This is a genomic window from Streptomyces sp. CB02414, from assembly GCF_001905385.1.
Classification (GTDB): Bacteria; Actinomycetota; Actinomycetes; order Streptomycetales; family Streptomycetaceae; genus Streptomyces.
This window is the reverse complement of record NZ_LIPF01000004.1, coordinates 216,683-232,828: the sequence shown is the minus strand read 5'-3', so window position 1 is coordinate 232,828 and position 16,146 is coordinate 216,683. Positions and strand designations below refer to the sequence as shown.

Below are 16,146 nucleotides of genomic sequence, written 5' to 3'. Positions count from 1 at the left end.
GTCAGACCGTACTTCAGTACGCCGACGAACCCGCGCACGGCCTGCGCGGGTGGCTCGTTGCACCTCGCGCCATGGCGTGCTACTCGACCGTGACGACGACGTCGACGGGGTCGCATCCTTCGGCTGCCACTGTGAGGCGGATCTTCCCCGGCCCGGTGGGACGCACGACGGCCAGTGCGCGTCCTTCATAGGTGTGGTGTGCGCAGGAGCCGAACGACTCGTCCGTCGCCGGGTCAGCGCTGCCCAGTGCCAGCAACTCGCCCGCACCGGAGACCTCGACGCGAACCTGACGGTCGGTGGCCGTGTGCACCGTGCCCCGGGCGTCGGTGAGCGCGAGGTCCACGTACGCCAGATCGCCGCCCGTCCCCTTGATCACCTCGCGGTCCGCGCGGATGTCCAACCTGACGGGACCGTCGGCCGAGCGCAGACTTGAGCGGCCGGTCTCGGCGCCATCGCGGTAGGCGACCGCGACCAGCTCTCCCGGCTCGTGAACGAGTTCGAACTCGGTACGGAACCGCTGCCCTGCGCCGACGGTCCGCCGTCCGAGCGACGTGCCGTTGAGGAGGAGTTCCACCTCATGGGCGTCGCTGTAGACCTCGACCGTGACCGGCATGCCCACGTGCGCCGGCCAGGTCCAGCTCGCGACCGTGTCGCTCCATGCCCAGGGCGAGCCCGCCCAGTTCTTGCCGTGATGTGCCGGCCTGCGCACCGCGATGTACGGCTCGGCGCGCAGGCCGAAGACGATCTCCCGGTAGAAGGACGCCGGCCTGCGGTACCCAGTGATGTCGATGTCGCCGCAACCGGCCACCAGGTACGGATAGGGGGCGTTGTGCGCGTGCTGCGGCCCCTCCTCGGTGTGGTACTGGGGGCGGCCGATGCCGACTTCACCGAGGTACTCCCAGCCGGTCCAGGTGAAGTCACCGATGACGTGGCCGTAGCGACCGACCAGTTCCCAGTTGCCGGCGATGCGGGTGGGGAAGGTCTCGGTGCCGAGGATGATCCGGTTCGGGAACAGGTCCTTGTCCAGGGCATAACGGGCTTCGGCGTAGTTCATCCCGGCGACGTCGAGGACGGCGAAGGACTCCGCGGTGCGCTCGCTGACCAGCTCGGAGGAGCTGACGGCGTTCATCGCGTCACCCGCGTCCGCCATGAGGGTGTTGATGCCGGCCCCGTCCTCCACCGCCTGCTCCATCGCCTGCTGCTGGAGGGCGCCGAGTTCGGACATCACCGCCAGCATGCCGTTGATGGCGTTGGTGACGTAGCGCGTCGGGTCGAGCGAACGGACCTTCTCCGCCAGCCGGCGGCCCCACGCGGCACCGAAGGGCGATCCCGTCTCGGGAATCTCGTTGCCGATCGAGTACATGATGACGCTCGGGTGGTTGAAGTCCTTGGCGACCATGGCCTCGATGTCACGCTCCCACCACTCGGGGAAGCTGAGGCTGTAGTCGAACTCGGTCTTGGCGGACGTCCACATGTCGAACGCCTCGTCCACGACCAGCACTCCGAGCCGGTCGCAGGCGTCCAGCATCGCCGTGCTGATCGGCTGGTGGGAGATGCGTATCGCGTTGAAGCCGGCCTCCTTCAGCAGCGCGACCCGCCGCTCCTCCGCCCGGGCGTAGGTCGCGGCGCCCAGAACACCGTTGTCGTGGTGCACGCAGGCCCCGCGCAGCTTCACCGTCTCGCCGTTCAGGCGCAGGCCGTACTCAGGATCGAGCTGGAGCGTGCGTATTCCGAAGGTGACGACCTCCTCGTCCACGCCCTCGAGGGAAACTCGGCAGGTGTAGAGGTTCGGTGCCTCAGGGCTCCACAGAGCCGGAGCGGGAACGTAGAGGCGCTGACGGACGACGGCGGGTTCACCGGGCAGCACCGTGACCTTCGAGACGTCCTGGGCCGCGACTGCTCCGTCGGCGTCGCGCACCTCGGTGACGACGGGGACGGTACGCACTTCGATCGAATCGTTGACGACCCTCGTCGTGACCTCGACCACGGCTCGTGAGGCATCGATGTCAGGGGTGCTGACCTGGACTCCCTCGGGGGCGATGCGGACCACGTCCCCCACGAGGAGCCAGGTGTCGCGGTAGATGCCGGCACCCGTGTACCAGCGCGAGTCCCGGTGTGCCCGGGCCTCGACGCGGATCTCGTTCTCCTCACCGAAGCGCAGGAAGCGGTCGGCATCGATGCGGAAGCGTGAGTAGCCGTAGGGCCGCTGGCCCGCGTAGTCACCGTTGATGTACACCGTGGCATCCCGGTACACACCTTCGAACTCGATGTGGACGCGCCTCCCCCGGTCCGTTTCCGGGACGGTGAACGTCTTGCGGTACTCGAACACACCGCTCGGGAAGTAGGCGTTCCCGGCGCCCTCCATCGTCACAGCGCCTTCAGGTGCGGTCCGCCACTGCTCGATCATCGCGTCGTGCGGCAGCGTCACCGGCCGGAAGGGAACGACCTGACCGGACAGTTCGGCGAAGGGGTTGACCTTCGGCCGTACCTGCCAGCCGTCGTTGAAGGACGTGCGGTACATGAGGACTCCATGAGTTGTCGGCTCGCGCCGTGGGGCCGTGAACGCTGCCGATCCGAGCGCGGAACGCCTGGCACCCCGCTTCGCACGACCCCGTTGTGACGGCACCCCAGATTTCTATCATTTAACGAATTTCACAGCCAGTACGTGGCCGGTCGCCGTCCTGCGCCCCGGCCGGGTGCACCGGCCGCGACCGTCAGCCGAACGACGTACGATCCGCGGATCGTTCCGCCACGGCGCGGACGGCCTCGGGTTCGCGGGGCACACGTCCCGCGACGGCCGCCTGTGCCAGCACGTTGCCCAGTGCTGTGGCCTCCGCGGGACCGGCCAGGACCCGGAGACCGGACCGCTTCGCGATCGCCTCGCAGAGCAGCGCGTTGCGGGATCCGCCGCCCACCACGTGGATGCGCCGGACGGGCCGGCCGGTCAGCCGGGAGGCGGCCGCCAGGGCGGCGGCGAAGCTCTCGGCCAGACTGTCCACGATGCACCGGACGAACTCGGCCGGGAAACCCGGCGGCTCAAGGTCTCGGGCGCGATACCAGTCGGCGATCCTGCGCGGCATGTCGCCCGGTTCGGCGAAGACCGGGTCGTCCACGTCGAAGACGGGTCTGCCGGCCGCCGACCGGGCGGCGGCGAGCAGTTGCGGGAGAGCCTGGTCGTCGCCCTGCTCCCTCCACCGGCGAACGCATTCACTGAGCAGCCACAGCCCCATGAGATTGCGCTGGAAGCAGATACGGCCGCCGTACCCCGCCTCGTTGGTGAAACCTTCCCGGTAGGCGGCCTCGTCGAGGAATGGGGCTTCCAGCTCCACCCCGGCCAGTCCCCAGGTCCCGCAGCTGATGTAGGCGTCCCCCGCGGCGAGAGGTGTCGCGGCCACGGCGGAGGCAGTGTCGTGCGAGGCGACAGCTGTCACCGTCAGCCCGTCGCTGCCGAGTACCCGCCCGAGGTCCGCGAACAACGGCACCCGCTCCTGACCGGCACCGACGAGGGCGGGAAGCGCCGACACCGGAAGGCCCAGCTCCCGGGCCAGCTCGAGGTCCCAGGCGCCGTCCGCGCCGAGCAGGCCCGTGGTCGAGGCGATGGTCGCTTCCGTACGCGCCACGCCTGTCAGGGCGTACTCGACCAGTTGCGGCATCAGGAGGACGGAGTCGCCCTCCGCCAGGCGCCCGGTGCGGTGGTCGTCCAGCAGTTGGTAGAGCGTATTGATGGCCATGGGCTGCACGCCGCTGCGACGGTAGAGGCGGGCAGCCGAAATGCGCCGGTGCGTCTCTTCGACGACCTCGGCGGTGCGGGAGTCCCGGTAGTGGAACGGGTCGTCGACCTGACGGCCGCTGCGCACCAGACCGTAGTCGACACCCCAGGAGTCGACCGCCAGGCCGGAAAGCTCCGGTTCCTGACGGACCGCCTCCCGCAACCCCTCCGTGATCTGCTCCATGAGGTCACCGAAGTTCCAGCGCAACTCAGTGCGGCCGCCGTACGTCCTGCGGACGGGAGCGTTCGGGAACCGCCTGACCTCCCGGAGTGACACGCGGTCGTCCGTGAAGGTTCCGAGCATGACCCGTCCGCTCGTCGCACCGAGATCGACCGCGGCCACCGCGAACGTCATCGCAGAGCCTCGACGGGACGGGCCGTACGGTGCGCCACGGCACGCCGGCGCACCGTGGCGCAGGGTCGACGGCTGCGGAACCGGTGTGCGTGCACGGTCGTCACCAGCCCGCCGGGGTGCCGACGCGTTCCTCGACGCGCTTGCGACGCTCGTCGGACCCCGCGAACTCGGCAAGCGGGTTCTCGGGCACGCCGAGCCGTCCCCGCAGCTCGCGCAGGATCGGTCGGACATCCGTCTCGTAGGCGTCCGTGAGCACCTCGTTGGCGCTGACCACGTCGCCCGCGGCCTGGTGCTCGGCCAGTTCGTCCCGGTCGACCAGCAGTGCCTTGGCGAAGGCGGTCTGCATGGCGGTGACGCTGCGCAGCATGGCGGGGATCTTGTCCTCGATCATGGCGCACTGATCGATCTTGTACAGAACCGCGCGGGCGGTCTCCGAGACCGTTGCCGTCGGGTCGTCCTCGCCCTTCACCAGTTCCAGAGCGATCAGGAACAGCTCGTGGGGGTTGATCGAGCCGACGAAGAGGTCGTCGTCGGCGTACTTCTTGTTGTTCAGGTCGAAGCCGCCGAGCCGGCCCTCGTCGAGGAGGGTGGCGACGATGTGCTCGATGTTCACGCCGAGGGCGTGGTGGCCGAGGTCGACCAGCACCTTGGCCCGATCACCGATCTTCTGGCACATGGTCAGGGACTGACCCCAGTCGGCGAGGTCGGTGTGGTAGAAGGCCGGCTCGAAGAGCTTGTACTCCAGGATGAGGCTCATGTCTTCGTCGAGCGCCTCGTAGACCTCGCGCAGCGACTGGAGTATGTAGTTGCGGCGCAGCCGGAAGTCGCCCTGCCCGGGGTAGTTGGTGCCGTCCGCCAGCCACATCGACATCACCTTCGAGCCGGTGGCCCGCATGACGTCGACGGCTTCCAGCGAGTGGTCGACCGCCTTGCGCCGGACGGCCGGGTCGAGGTTGGCCATCGAGCCGAAGCGGTAGTCGTCGTCCTGGAACAGGTTGGGGCTGATCGACCCGATGCGCACGCCCCGGTCCGCGGCGTACCGGGCGAGCGCCCCGTAGTCCTCGACCCGGTCCCACGGGATGTGCAGGGCGACGGTGGGCGCGACTCCCGTGAGGCGGTGCACGAGTGCGGCGTCGTCGATCTTCTCGTAGACGTCGCGGGGCGTACCGGGAGTGTTGAACACCTTGAACCGGGTGCCGGTGCTGACGTATCCCCACGACTGGGTCTCGATGTGCTGGACCGCCAGGCGGTCGAGGATCTGGTCCTTGCTCAGAGCTGCCACTGACTTCACTTCTTCCGGAAACGGTGGGTGCGGGTGGGTACCGGGCGGAGACTTGTCACTGGGCTGCGTCCGAGAGCATGCCGCGGCGCAGCACCTCGTCCGGCCGGGTGTCGATGCGCTCGCAGTCCTCTGCGGACAGGTGGCGGGTGCCCCCGACCGCGAGGGTGCCGCGCAGGATGCGGGCGCACTTCGTCGCCATCTCGGTGATGTCCAGAACTTCGCGAGTCGAGGACCCGAGGGCGAAGAAGCCGTGGTTGGCCAGGTATATGGCCTTCGGGGCGAGGCCGTGGCGGGCGGTGAACGCCCGCAGGTCGGCGCGGACCCGCCGGGCCAGGGCGAGACCGGGGTCGATGTAGGGGACGAGGAGCTGGTGCCGCCCGAGTACCACGATCTGGTCGGGGAACAGGCTCCCCTCGACGAGCAGTTCGGGCCGGGTCGAGCAGAGGAAGGCGTTGAGGTCGGTCGGGTGGCTGTGTCCGACGACCGAGGCCTGCCCCTCCGCGACGCAGACCGCGTGCAGCAGGGACTCCACGGACGGGCGCTTGGCCGCCGGGTCGGTCCGCGCCGCCGCGAAGGCCGCCTCGACCTCGCCGTCGCCGGCCGTGTCGTCGTCGATGAGCGCCGTCAGCTCCGCGAGTCGCACCCGGACGAAGTCCGAGCGCTCGGCCTCTCGCATGCGTGAGCCGGTGGCCTTGACGAGCAGCGTTCCGTCGCCGAGGGCGGCGGACACGTTGCCCTCGGCCACGCAGGCCCAGTCCCGGTCCTCGTGGCCGAGTCGTTGCGAGAGGTCCACCAGGTCGGCTGCGGCACGGGCCACGGTGGACTCGGAGGCCGAGTCGGAGAGATGCATGAGGGGGTTGGCTTTCTGCTGGTGGTGGACGTGCGGGCGATACTCCGGGCGGCCCCCGGTCAGGCCGTGGCCAAGGGCTCGTCGATCACGTGCTCCCCGGGAGTGAGGAGCCGCTCGTCGACGCCCGGCAGGCTGAGCACGCCCTCGGTGCCCTCCGGAACCTCGATCTCGACACGGATGCGGTCGCCGTCCAGCGTCCAGTCGAGGCGTGCCTGACCGTGCGGGGTACGCACCCGCGCGCCGGCCGACGACAGTCCGCCGCCGGGACGCGGTGCGAAGAGCACCCGTCGGTAGCCGGGCTCCAGCGGGCTCAGGCCCGCCACCACCCGGTGCATCCAGTCCGCGACGGAGCCGAAGGCGTAGTGGTTGAAGCTGGTCATCTCGCCGGGGTTGACACTGCCGTCGGGACGGATGGCGTCCCACCGCTCCCAGATGGTGGTCGCGCCCTTGCTCACCTGGTACAGCCAGGACGGGCACTCCTTCTGGGTCAGCAGCCGGTAGGCGGTGTCGGTGTGCCCGGAGATGCTGAGGGCGTGCAGGATGAACGGCGTGCCCACGAAGCCGGTGGCGATCACGTAGCCGCCGTCGGCGACGAGTTTGGCCAGCCGGTCCCCGGCCGCGCGGAGCTGCGCGCCGGACACCAGGCCGAAGGCGATGGCCAGGGCGTACACGGTGGGCGCGTCGGAGCGGATGTGGCCGTCCGCACCGACATAGCGGGTGGTGAAGCCCTGCCGGATGCGGGCGGCGACCGCGGCTCGGCGGTCCGCCTCCTCGTCGTCGCCGAGGGCGCGTGCCATGCGGGCGGCGAGGTCGACGGAGCGGTACATGCACGCGGTGGCGAGGACCTCCTTGTCGGCGCGGGCGGCGCCCGGGTCCTCCGGCGGGGCCGCGGGGTCGAGCCAGTCGCCGAGCTGGAAGCCCTCGGTGAGCGTCCCGTCCTCGTTGATGGTTTCCTCGATGAACTTGACGTAAGCCGCCACCGAGGCGCGCTGCTCGTCGAGGATGCGCAGGTCGCCGTACTGCTCGTACAGGGCCCAGGGAATCCACACGGCGCCGTCGTGGTAGAGGGCCATGGGCGCGGGCTTGATGACGACGCCCTCGGGTACCTCGTACATGCCGGTCTGGTACTTGAGGACGTCGGGCACCACGATGGGGACGAATCCCCCGGCCTTCTCCTGCTCCAGGGAGAGGTCGCGCAGCCAGTCGCGCATGAAGTCGCGCACGTCGAAGAGATAGGCGGCGGTGGGCGCGAAGGCGGCCAGGTCACCGATGTAGCCCATGCGCTCGTCGCGCTGCGGGCAGTCGGTGGGTACCTCCACGAAGTTGCCACGCATGCCCCAGATGACGTTCTGGTGCAGCTGGTTGAGGTCCGCGTCGGAGCACGTGAAGTGGCCGGTGCGGTCGAGGACCGAGCCGATGACCACTGCGCGTACGGCCTCCACGGCCTCCTCGTCCGTGCCAGTCCAACCTTCTATCGACGCGTACTGGAAACCGTGGAAGGTGAAGGTCGGCTCGAGGACGTCGTCGCCACCGGAGAGGACGAAGCGGTCCACGGCCTTCGCGGAGCGCAACGGGCGCACCGACAGACCGCCGTTCTCCAGTACCTCGGCGTGGCGGACCACCAGTTCGGTGCCTTCGGCGCCGCGCACCCGGATGCGGAGCCAGCCGACCAGGTTCTGCCGGAAGTCGAGGAGGAGACGCCCGTCCTGGTCACGGCCCACGACGGTGGGGGCGATCTCCTCCTGCCGGCGCACGGGCGGGCCGATGTACGGCTCCAGCACGGAGTCGTCGAAGTCCACCACACGGGCTTGGCCCCAGGCGTCGTCCGGGGCCAGGTGGGCCTCGGCGGGCATGAGCAACCGGGCGTCGGTGACCTGGCCGTCGTACCAGTCGTCCTCCACGATTCCGCTGGGCGCGGCCTGCCAGCCCGCGTCGGTCACCACGGTCTGGCGGTGTCCGTCCTCGAAGGTCACGACCAGTTCGGCGGCTGCGGCGCGTTCGTCACCGTAGACGGACTTCATGCCGAGCCAGCCCATTCGGCCGCGGTACCAGCCGTTGCCCACCGCGAGGACCAAGATGTTGGTCGGACGGATGAGTTCCAGGACGTCCCACTCGGTGTAGCGCAGTCGCTGTTCGTAGGCGGTCCAGCCGGGGGCGAGCACGTCCGGGGACACGGGGACACCGCCGAGGCGGGCCTCGACGATCCCGAGGGCCGTCGCGCGCAGGACCGCCGAAGTCACCTTCCCGTGACCGGTGTCGAGTTCGAAGGTCGTGCGCAGCAGCGGCGCGGACGAACAGTCGGCGGTGATCATTTGGGCGGACCAGTGCGGCTCTGACGCCGTGCGTGCGGACACGAGGACTCCTTGTACGTGGGTGCGGGAAGAGTGACTGCGGGGAGGGGTGCCGCTTCGCGTACGCGCTGGGCGCCAGGCGCTGTGGTGACCGGCGACCGTGGACACCCGCGCAAATGCCGCGGAAGGCTTACGGCGAGCGAGGGCCACCGGAGAGCGGAAGTCCTGGATCGCCTGTATGCCAAGGCCTTCTTCGGTGCAGGCCCGGACCTCCGTGGTCGCCTGCCGCGGTCCTGCCTCGACAAGCCGGCCGGTCCGGTCGGAGTCGGGCACTGACGGCCAGAACTGCGCGGCTGCGGATCATCGGCGTCCCACTCCTCAAGGTTGAGCACGACGGACGCCTCCCCCGTACGGGCGCCGACGACCGAGCAACAAAAATTTATTGCTGCTAAAAATTTAACTGTTTCTCCGCCCCCGTCAAGAGCCGTGTCACGCCGAAAGATGCCCTGACGTGCGTACCGGCGGTCAGCCGCGGCGCACGGACCCGAGCTGGGTCCGGTGCAGCCCCGGGGCCGCGAAGCGCTGGGCCACCGCGCGCAACACCCGGGCCATCGCCTCGGCGGGCGGGGTGGCGGGCCGGGACCGAGCGCTGGCGAGCAGGACCCGACGGGTGGGGGCGGGCACGTCGGAGGCGAACGGCAGCAGGCGGACGTCGCTGCGGCGGCTGGTGAGGGCCAGCCGGGGCGCGAGCGCGATGCCGAGACCGGCCGCCACCATGGCCTGCGCCTCCTGGTAGTCGTGCGAGGCGTAGGCGATACGCGGTTCGAAGCCCGCCTGACGGCAGCTGCGGCGCAGCACGTCGGCTACCGGGTGATTGTCGGCCCTGATGATCCATTCCTGCTCGGCGAGGTCGCTCAGGCGCACAGCCTGATCGACGCGCAGGGGCGAGTCGGCGGCAACCACCAGCACCGTAGGGTCGTCGAGGAGGTGGGTGAGCGTCAGGGCGGGGTCGTCGACCCGGCTCCAGCTGTAGTCCCACAGCAGCGCCTGCTCCACCTCGCCAGTGAGCAGCATCTCGCGCAGCTCGGCCAGGACTCCGGCACGCACCTCGATCCGCACGCCGGAGTGGCGGCGGCGGAACCGGGTGAGCGCCAGTGGCAGCAGGGACGCGCTGGCAGTGGGGAAGGAACCGAGCCGCAGGGTGCCCTGGTCGAGATCGGCAAAGGACTCCAGGTCGGCCCGGGCGGCACGCAACTCCCGGCGGATCGCCTGCCCGCGCTGCGCCAGCGCGGCGCCCGCCGGTGTGGGACGGACCCCTCGCGGCAGCCGCTCGATCAACGGCTGTCCGGCTTCTCTCTCCAAGAGGGACATCTGCTGCGAGGCGGCGGAAGTCGTCATCCCCATGGACTCCGCGGCGGCAGTGAGCGAGCCGCGCTCGGTGGCCTCGGTGAGCAGGAGCAGACGGCGGACGTTCAACATGCAGCTGACTTTAGTTGCACTAAACCTGAGTGAAGCAATCTGCCATTGTGCCCAAGGCACGCCTCTGCGAAGGTCTTCGCAATCACCGAGGCGGTTCACGTCTTGTCAACACGCCCGTAACCGTCCCCGGTCCTCTCCTGCGTTGATCGAGAAAGAGTCCGACGTGCACACTCCCGCCACACTGGTCCGCGGCGGCACCAGCAAGTGCTGGCTGTTCCAGCAGGTCCATGTCCCCGCCGAGCGGGGCGCATTGGAGAAGCTGCTGGTGGCCGCCTACGGTTCCACCGACCCCGTGGAACTCGACGGCGTCGGTGGCGCAACTCCCACGACCTCCAAAGCGGCGGTCGTGAGCGTCTCCCCCGAGCCCGGCACGGACATCGACTACCTGTTCGCCCAAATCGGCATTGGGACCGGCACCGTCGAGTGGACGAGCAACTGTGGAAACTGCGCCACCGGCGTTGCCCTGTACGCGGTCGCAAAGGGGATGGTCCCGATCACCGGCGACCAGACACGGGTACGGATGCGCAACATCAACACCGGTGCCCAGCTGGAGGGTGTCGTGGACACCACAGGTGGCCTCGTGCACGACTTCGGCGAGCAGACGGTGCCGGGGACGCGGGCGGGCGGTGTGGCTGTCGGCCTCACCTTCCTCGACCCGGCCGGCCGTTCGACCGGCGCCCTGGCCCCGACGGGGAAGGCCACGCAGGAGCTGCGTATCGGCTCGGCGGAGTCCGTACGCGTCAGCATGGTGGACGCCGGGGCCCCGGTCGTCCTGGTGGACGCCCTCAGCGCCAACCTGACGGGCTCGGAGACCCTCGACGAAATGCGAACGCACATCCCTTGGCTGCGCGCCGTCCGACATGCCGCCGCGCCGATGATGGGACTGCTCGTAAAGGGGCACGCCCCCGGTGACGCGGTGCCCAAGGTCGGTCTCGTCGGCGAGCCGGCGCCCTACACGACGACACTCAGCGAGATCGTCGCGGCGGAAGACTACGACGTAGCGGTACGCATGCTCAGCATGAACGCTCCGCACCCGGCCGTGGGCCTGACGTCCGCCGTCGCCGTCGCCGCGGCGGGCCTGCTGGAGGATTCCGTGGTCCACCGGGCCGCGGGCGGGCCGACCGGTGACTGGCTGCGCCTGGGCACACCCGCAGGCGTGGTCGCAGTCCGCTGCTCCGACTTGCGGGGCGGCCTGCCGGGCCGCGTCACCGTACAGCGGGCGGCGCGGTTGCTCGCCGACGCACGCATCTACGTACCCGAGCCCGGCCGAGCTCAGGCGGCCTGAACAGGGCGGCCGTCAACTCCCCGAGGTACTGGCCCTCACGTCATGCCCCGGGTCGACCTCGCGCCTTCGAAAAGCGCGCACTCCTGTCCCCACCGCATCAAGGACGATGATGTCTGCTGAAGTGATCTCTCTGGGCGCGCTCCTGGTGATGTTCGCGGTCGGTACCGCTCTGCCGATCAACCTGGGCATCCTGGCCTTCGTCGCCACCTTCGCCGTCGGCACCGCCTCGCTCGGCCTCAGCGAGGACCAGATCTTCGAGGGCTTCCCGGTGAAGCTGTTCGTCACCATCGTCGGAGTCACCTATCTGTTCTCCGTCGCGCGCCGCAACGGCACCATCGACTGGCTCGTGGCGGCCGGTGTGCGACTCGTGCGCGGCAAGGTGACGCTCATCCCGTGGGTACTGTTCCTCGTAGCAGCGACGCTCACGGCGTTCGGCACCTTCACCCCGGCAGCCGTGGCACTGTTGGTGCCGATCGCCATGAACTTCGCCTACCGGTACAGGATCAATCCCCTGGTGGCCGGAATGATGGTGATCAGTGGCGGGCACGCGGGTGCGTTCTCCCCGCTCGCCGTCTCCGGTGCCCTGGTGTTGGGTCTCGTCGACGACACCCAGCTCCACGTCTCGCCGGTGGCGCTCTTCGCCGCCAGCTTCACGATCAATCTGCTGATTTCCGTCCTCACCTTCGCCCTCCTCGCCAAACGGCCCGCTCCGACGGACGAGACGACCGCCGACTCCACGGCCGGCGAGGAATTCACCGACCCCCCGGGGCTGGACTGGCGGCAGTGGCTGACCCTCGGCTGCCTGCTCGCGCTGGTGATCGGCGCGCTCGGCTTCCACATGGAGATCGGCTTCCTGGCCCTGGTGGCGGGCGCGCTGCTGGCTCTGGTGGACATCAAGCGACAGGAGAAGGCCGTGGACGGCATCAGCTGGTCCACGCTCCTGCTGGTGGCCGGCATGATGACGTACATCGCGATGCTCGAGAAGGCCGGCATCATCGAGAATCTCTCCGAGCACGCCGCCGGTATCGGTGCTCCTCTCGTCGTCGCCCTGGTGCTCTGCTTCACCGTGGCGGTCACCTCCGCCTTCGCGTCATCCACAGCGATCCTTACGGCGATCATCCCCCTCGCGGTACCACTGCTGCTCTCCAGCCACCTCAGCGCCCCCGGTCTGATCGCGGCCCTGGCGGTGTCCACGACCATCGTCGACACCTCCCCGTTCTCCACCAACGGCGCGCTCGTGCTCGGCAACGCCCGCGGTGTGGACACCCGCCGCTTCTACCGGCAGGTCATGGGTTACACCGGCGGTATCGTCGCGATCGGTCCGGTCGTGGCCTGGGGTGCGCTCGTCCTGCCCTTCTCCTGACCTTCCCGGCCTCATCCCGACACCTCACATGCACCGGGCGCGCCTCCACAGCGCCCGGTGCACAGGTTTGCCCTGACCGTCACAGACAGCTTCGGGGCCGCTGGCAGAACGACTGGAAGGCGTCCGAGCTCCAGCGAAGGCCGCCAGATCACGACCCGGTGGCCACGGCCGACAAGATGTCCGGGCCGCACCCCGGCCGGCCTTGCCCGAGGCGACCGATCGCCGCCGCCGGAGCCGCCTCCACCTCACCGACTACATTTCCCCCACAGAGGTCCACGCCCAGCTGCTGACGCCCGGTCTGCCGGCCGACCACGCCGTCCGGTCCTGGACGAGATCCGAACGCGCGGCCCTCACCACGGACCTGAGCGCCTGCGTCTGTGCGGCGGTGTGAACCGCCGGAAGGGACGCGGGGGCCACGACGGCCGGGCCGGCGGATCAGGTGACGACATCCCGGGCGCCCGACCGAGGTGCCCCGCCAGCCGACGCTCCGGCCCGCCGGACCGGGTCGTAAGCATGGAGGAACCCGCACATGCCGAGTGTCTGCCCGCCAGGCCGCGCGATACGGTGCACCGCCGCGTCTGACAGGTGGCCGATGTCGCCCCGACGGAGCGCGTCGATGTGCTCGAGGGACTTCCGGGCCTCGGCGAGGGCACCGTCCTCGACCGTCCGCGCCCAGGCATCCAGCCGGGGGCGTACCAGCCGGGCGGCGGCGGCGCAGAAGTCGACGTAGGCCGCGTGCTTCCCGGAGTCCCACTGCCGCACCAGTTCCGCCATGCCTTCGACGGCCAGATCACGTCGCTCACGGGCGCGGGCGGCGCGGTCCGTGTCGTCGGCCCCGGTGAGTGTGGCTGCCTCCGCATACCGTTCCGGAGTGGTGAGGTGTTCGGGCGGAAAGGTCATCACCGCGTCGCCCGACTCCGGCAGGCCACTGTTCTGCATCACTATGACCACCCGCAGGTCGCCGTCGTTTATGGCGCGGTGGATGGTGCCGGGACCGAACCAGACGACGTCCCCCGGAGACAGTTCGGTCATCTTGTGGCCGTGGGCGTCGAGCGTCTGCAACCGTCCCCGGCCACTGATCACGACGTAGCACTCCCCACAGGTCAGGTGCATGTGCGGGGAGCCACCGTGTGCGCCATCCACCGTGGGCCACGGGTAGGCGTCCAGGCCGGTCAGCCCGACCGCTCCGGGGAAGGGCGGCAGTTCACCGGTCATGACGTGTGCCTCCTTTCGATCGGCCGTCGGTCACGGCATGAACTGCCGCGCGATCGGCTCCAGTTCGTTTCGACCGAGCTTGCGGTCGATGAAGACGAAGCGATGACTGAGAGTGAGGCGGCCGCCCGGCTCCAATTCGATTTCGGTGTCGAAGGCCGGAGAGGGGTTCAGGCAGGCGAAGGCACTGCTTCGGGCGAACCACTTCAACGGCACGGTGGCACTGGTGGTGCCGGCGTAGGCGAGGACCGTGGCCCCGCCGTCGATCTCGTCGTGGTCGCCGGTGGCGGCGGCCCAGGCGGCCCGCGATCCCATCGCCGCGTCGCCGTCCTGACCGTCGGCGGTGATGATGTCGCACCCCGTCCAGGCGCGCGGGCCGCGCCAGAACAGGCCGGTGTAGCCGGCGCCGGGGCGTCCGTGGGTGGTGGGGCTGCCCAGGGAGAGCGGAGCCTGGCGGGTGTTGGTCAGCTCCGTGGTGAAGTCCAGCGCCCAGGTTCCCGCGTGGGGGTCGACGCCGTGAAAGCGCAGGCCGCGCCGCTCACTGATCCAGGTCTCGCCACCGGAGGAGAGCCACTCCAGAGATTCGGCCAGGCGGACGGAACCGCCGTCACTGTGCTCCTCGGTGAAGTCCCGGTGCAGCTGGCGGCCGTGGTTCTTCCGCCACACATAGCCGTGGCCAGGGGCGCCCGGCGTGAAGGTGGGGCCGCCCCAGAAGTTGTCACCGGAGAGGTGGGACCAGGTGAGCTGGAGGCCCTTGTGCCAGCGGTGGTCGTGCGGTCGGTAGACGCCCACCGGCGCTCCGGAGAGAGTCTTCAGCGGATACAGGTAGGGCTTCGGAGACTCCTCGATGGGGGTGTCGGGCCGGTAGACGTAGGTCGCCACGTCGGTGCCGGCGGCGGAGACGACGAGCGCCCTCCTCGTGTCGTCATGGTGGACCTCGAAATCCGTATCAGACACCGACGTGCTCCTCGGTGAGGTCGTCCGGGGCGGTCTGCGCGGGCAGTCCGCTCATGGAACGGTAGAAGGGGTGGCCGGGGGTGAGCATGTCGGGAGTGACCGGTTGTCCGGTGCTCGCCGATGCGTACAGGGCGGTGATGAAGGCCATGACGCGACGGCCGTCGTCGCCGCCGGCCTCGGGGCGCTCACCGGCCCGTAGCGCGGCGAGCAAGGCACGGAACTGTGCCTCATGTGAGCTGGCGGTGTCCTCGGCGGGTGCGCCGAGGGCCGACGGAGTGGCGGTGGCCCGGTGCGGGGCGGGGGTCCACGTCCAGTGGCTGTTGTCGTAACCGTACAGATGGGAGAGTTCGACGGTGGCGTCGGTGAAGTCGAAGCGGAGGTAGCTGGTCTCCCGCGGGGAGAGGACGCTGTTGATCACCGACACCATCGCACCGTTGGCGAAGCGGGCGATCGCCATCGAGACGTCCTCGGTTTCGACGTCGCGGGCGAGAGTGCCGGTGGCTGCCCGCACCTCGGTCCACTCCCCGAGCAAGGAGAGCATCAGGTCCATCTGGTGGATCCCGTGCCCCATCGTGGGTCCGCCGCCCTCTGTCTCCCATTTGCCGCGCCAGGGCACCTCGAAGTACGCCTCGTCGCGGTACCAGAGGGTGTGACAGACGCCGACGAGCGGACGGCCGAGGCTGCCGGCTCGGATGTGTTCGCGCAGCGCCCGCGCGCCGGAGCCGAATCGGTGCTGGAAGACGTAAGAGACGTACGGTCCGCCGGGGCGTTCGTGCGCGGCGATGGCGTCGTACTCCGCCAGGGACAGCGCGGGCGGCTTCTCGCACCACACGGAAGCACCGGCGTCGAGGCATGCGGTGATGGCGGCGCGGTGGGCCACCGGCGGGGTGCAGACGACGGCGAGGTCGGGACGCACCGCCGTCAGCATCTCGTCCACGTCGTCGTACACGCCGGGTACTCCCCAGCGTTCGGCGAAAGCCGCCGCGCGGGCCAGGTCGACGTCGACGACCGCGACAACCGTGGCCGCGCCGCCCTGGGCCCGGATCGCGGGCATGTGAGCGCCGTCGGCGATGCCTCCGGCACCAACGATCGCCACGCGTACAGGAGAGGTGTCAGTCATGAGGTCTTCTTCCGTGAGGGCGGCCCCGGGCGGCCCACCGCGAACGCGGCGAGCAGGCCATTCGGGGAAGTCGACGGGTGCGTCGAGAGGGACGTGACAGCGGCACCGCGAAAATAGTGATCGATCACCTTCAGCGCGTCAAGGGTGACTGCGTGATCGTTCACTCAGATCCACGTGCGAAGC

11 protein-coding genes are annotated in these 16,146 nt (G+C 69.7%); 2 read left to right on the top strand and 9 right to left on the bottom strand.

The annotated features are described in order from the left end of the window. Positions 1 to 79 precede the first annotated feature (79 nt). The 6 genes from AMK11_RS15135 to AMK11_RS15110 form a co-directional block, all read right to left on the bottom strand. Positions 80 to 2,521 carry a glycoside hydrolase family 2 protein gene (locus tag AMK11_RS15135; protein WP_073727243.1) on the bottom strand — a complete coding sequence of 814 codons (2,442 nt, stop codon included), beginning with the start codon at positions 2,519 to 2,521 and terminating at the stop codon, positions 80 to 82. Between the two features lie 193 nt (positions 2,522 to 2,714). Continuing rightward, positions 2,715 to 4,124, bottom strand: a complete 1,410-nt coding sequence (locus tag AMK11_RS15130) for a rhamnulokinase (protein WP_073727241.1) — start codon at positions 4,122 to 4,124, stop codon at positions 2,715 to 2,717. A 100-nt stretch (positions 4,125 to 4,224) separates the two neighbouring features. Then, positions 4,225 to 5,397 carry an L-rhamnose isomerase gene (gene rhaI, locus AMK11_RS15125; RefSeq protein ID WP_073727912.1) on the bottom strand — a complete coding sequence of 391 codons (1,173 nt, stop codon included), beginning with the start codon at positions 5,395 to 5,397 and terminating at the stop codon, positions 4,225 to 4,227. 64 nt (positions 5,398 to 5,461) lie between these two features. Next, on the bottom strand, positions 5,462 to 6,256 hold the full coding sequence (locus AMK11_RS15120) for a class II aldolase/adducin family protein (protein WP_073727239.1): 795 nt from the start codon (positions 6,254 to 6,256) through the stop codon (positions 5,462 to 5,464). Between the two features lie 59 nt (positions 6,257 to 6,315). Then, positions 6,316 to 8,610, bottom strand: a complete 2,295-nt coding sequence (locus AMK11_RS15115) for an alpha-L-rhamnosidase (RefSeq protein ID WP_198941369.1) — start codon at positions 8,608 to 8,610, stop codon at positions 6,316 to 6,318. 462 nt (positions 8,611 to 9,072) lie between these two features. Further along, positions 9,073 to 10,026: a LysR family transcriptional regulator gene (locus tag AMK11_RS15110; RefSeq protein WP_073727235.1), complete on the bottom strand. Its 954-nt coding sequence runs from the start codon at positions 10,024 to 10,026 to the stop codon at positions 9,073 to 9,075. A gap of 163 nt (positions 10,027 to 10,189) precedes the next feature. Here AMK11_RS15110 and AMK11_RS15105 point away from each other — a divergent pair, with 163 nt between their 5' ends. Together AMK11_RS15105 and AMK11_RS15100 are read left to right on the top strand one after the other, a co-directional pair. Next, positions 10,190 to 11,311 carry a PrpF domain-containing protein gene (locus tag AMK11_RS15105; RefSeq protein WP_073727910.1) on the top strand — a complete coding sequence of 374 codons (1,122 nt, stop codon included), beginning with the start codon at positions 10,190 to 10,192 and terminating at the stop codon, positions 11,309 to 11,311. A 106-nt stretch (positions 11,312 to 11,417) separates the two neighbouring features. Beyond that, positions 11,418 to 12,674 (top strand): SLC13 family permease, encoded by a 1,257-nt coding sequence (locus tag AMK11_RS15100; RefSeq protein WP_241846976.1) that lies wholly within the window; start codon positions 11,418 to 11,420, stop codon positions 12,672 to 12,674. 435 nt (positions 12,675 to 13,109) lie between these two features. Here AMK11_RS15100 and AMK11_RS15090 read toward each other — a convergent pair whose 3' ends face one another. Genes AMK11_RS15090 through AMK11_RS15080 form a run of 3 tightly spaced genes read right to left on the bottom strand, consistent with a single transcriptional unit; the run spans position 13,110 to position 15,963 of the window. Continuing rightward, the gene (locus AMK11_RS15090; protein WP_073727229.1) at positions 13,110 to 13,889 is read right to left on the bottom strand and encodes a cupin domain-containing protein; all 780 of its coding nucleotides are present in this window, start codon (positions 13,887 to 13,889) and stop codon (positions 13,110 to 13,112) included. Positions 13,890 to 13,919: 30 nt separating this feature from the next. Beyond that, complete coding sequence (locus AMK11_RS15085; protein WP_073727227.1) at positions 13,920 to 14,843, bottom strand: PmoA family protein; 924 nt, start codon at positions 14,841 to 14,843, stop codon at positions 13,920 to 13,922. Then, positions 14,836 to 15,963 carry a Gfo/Idh/MocA family protein gene (locus tag AMK11_RS15080; protein ID WP_073727225.1) on the bottom strand — a complete coding sequence of 376 codons (1,128 nt, stop codon included), beginning with the start codon at positions 15,961 to 15,963 and terminating at the stop codon, positions 14,836 to 14,838. The genes AMK11_RS15085 and AMK11_RS15080 overlap by 8 nt, the downstream gene beginning before the upstream one ends. Positions 15,964 to 16,146: the final 183 nt, after the last annotated feature.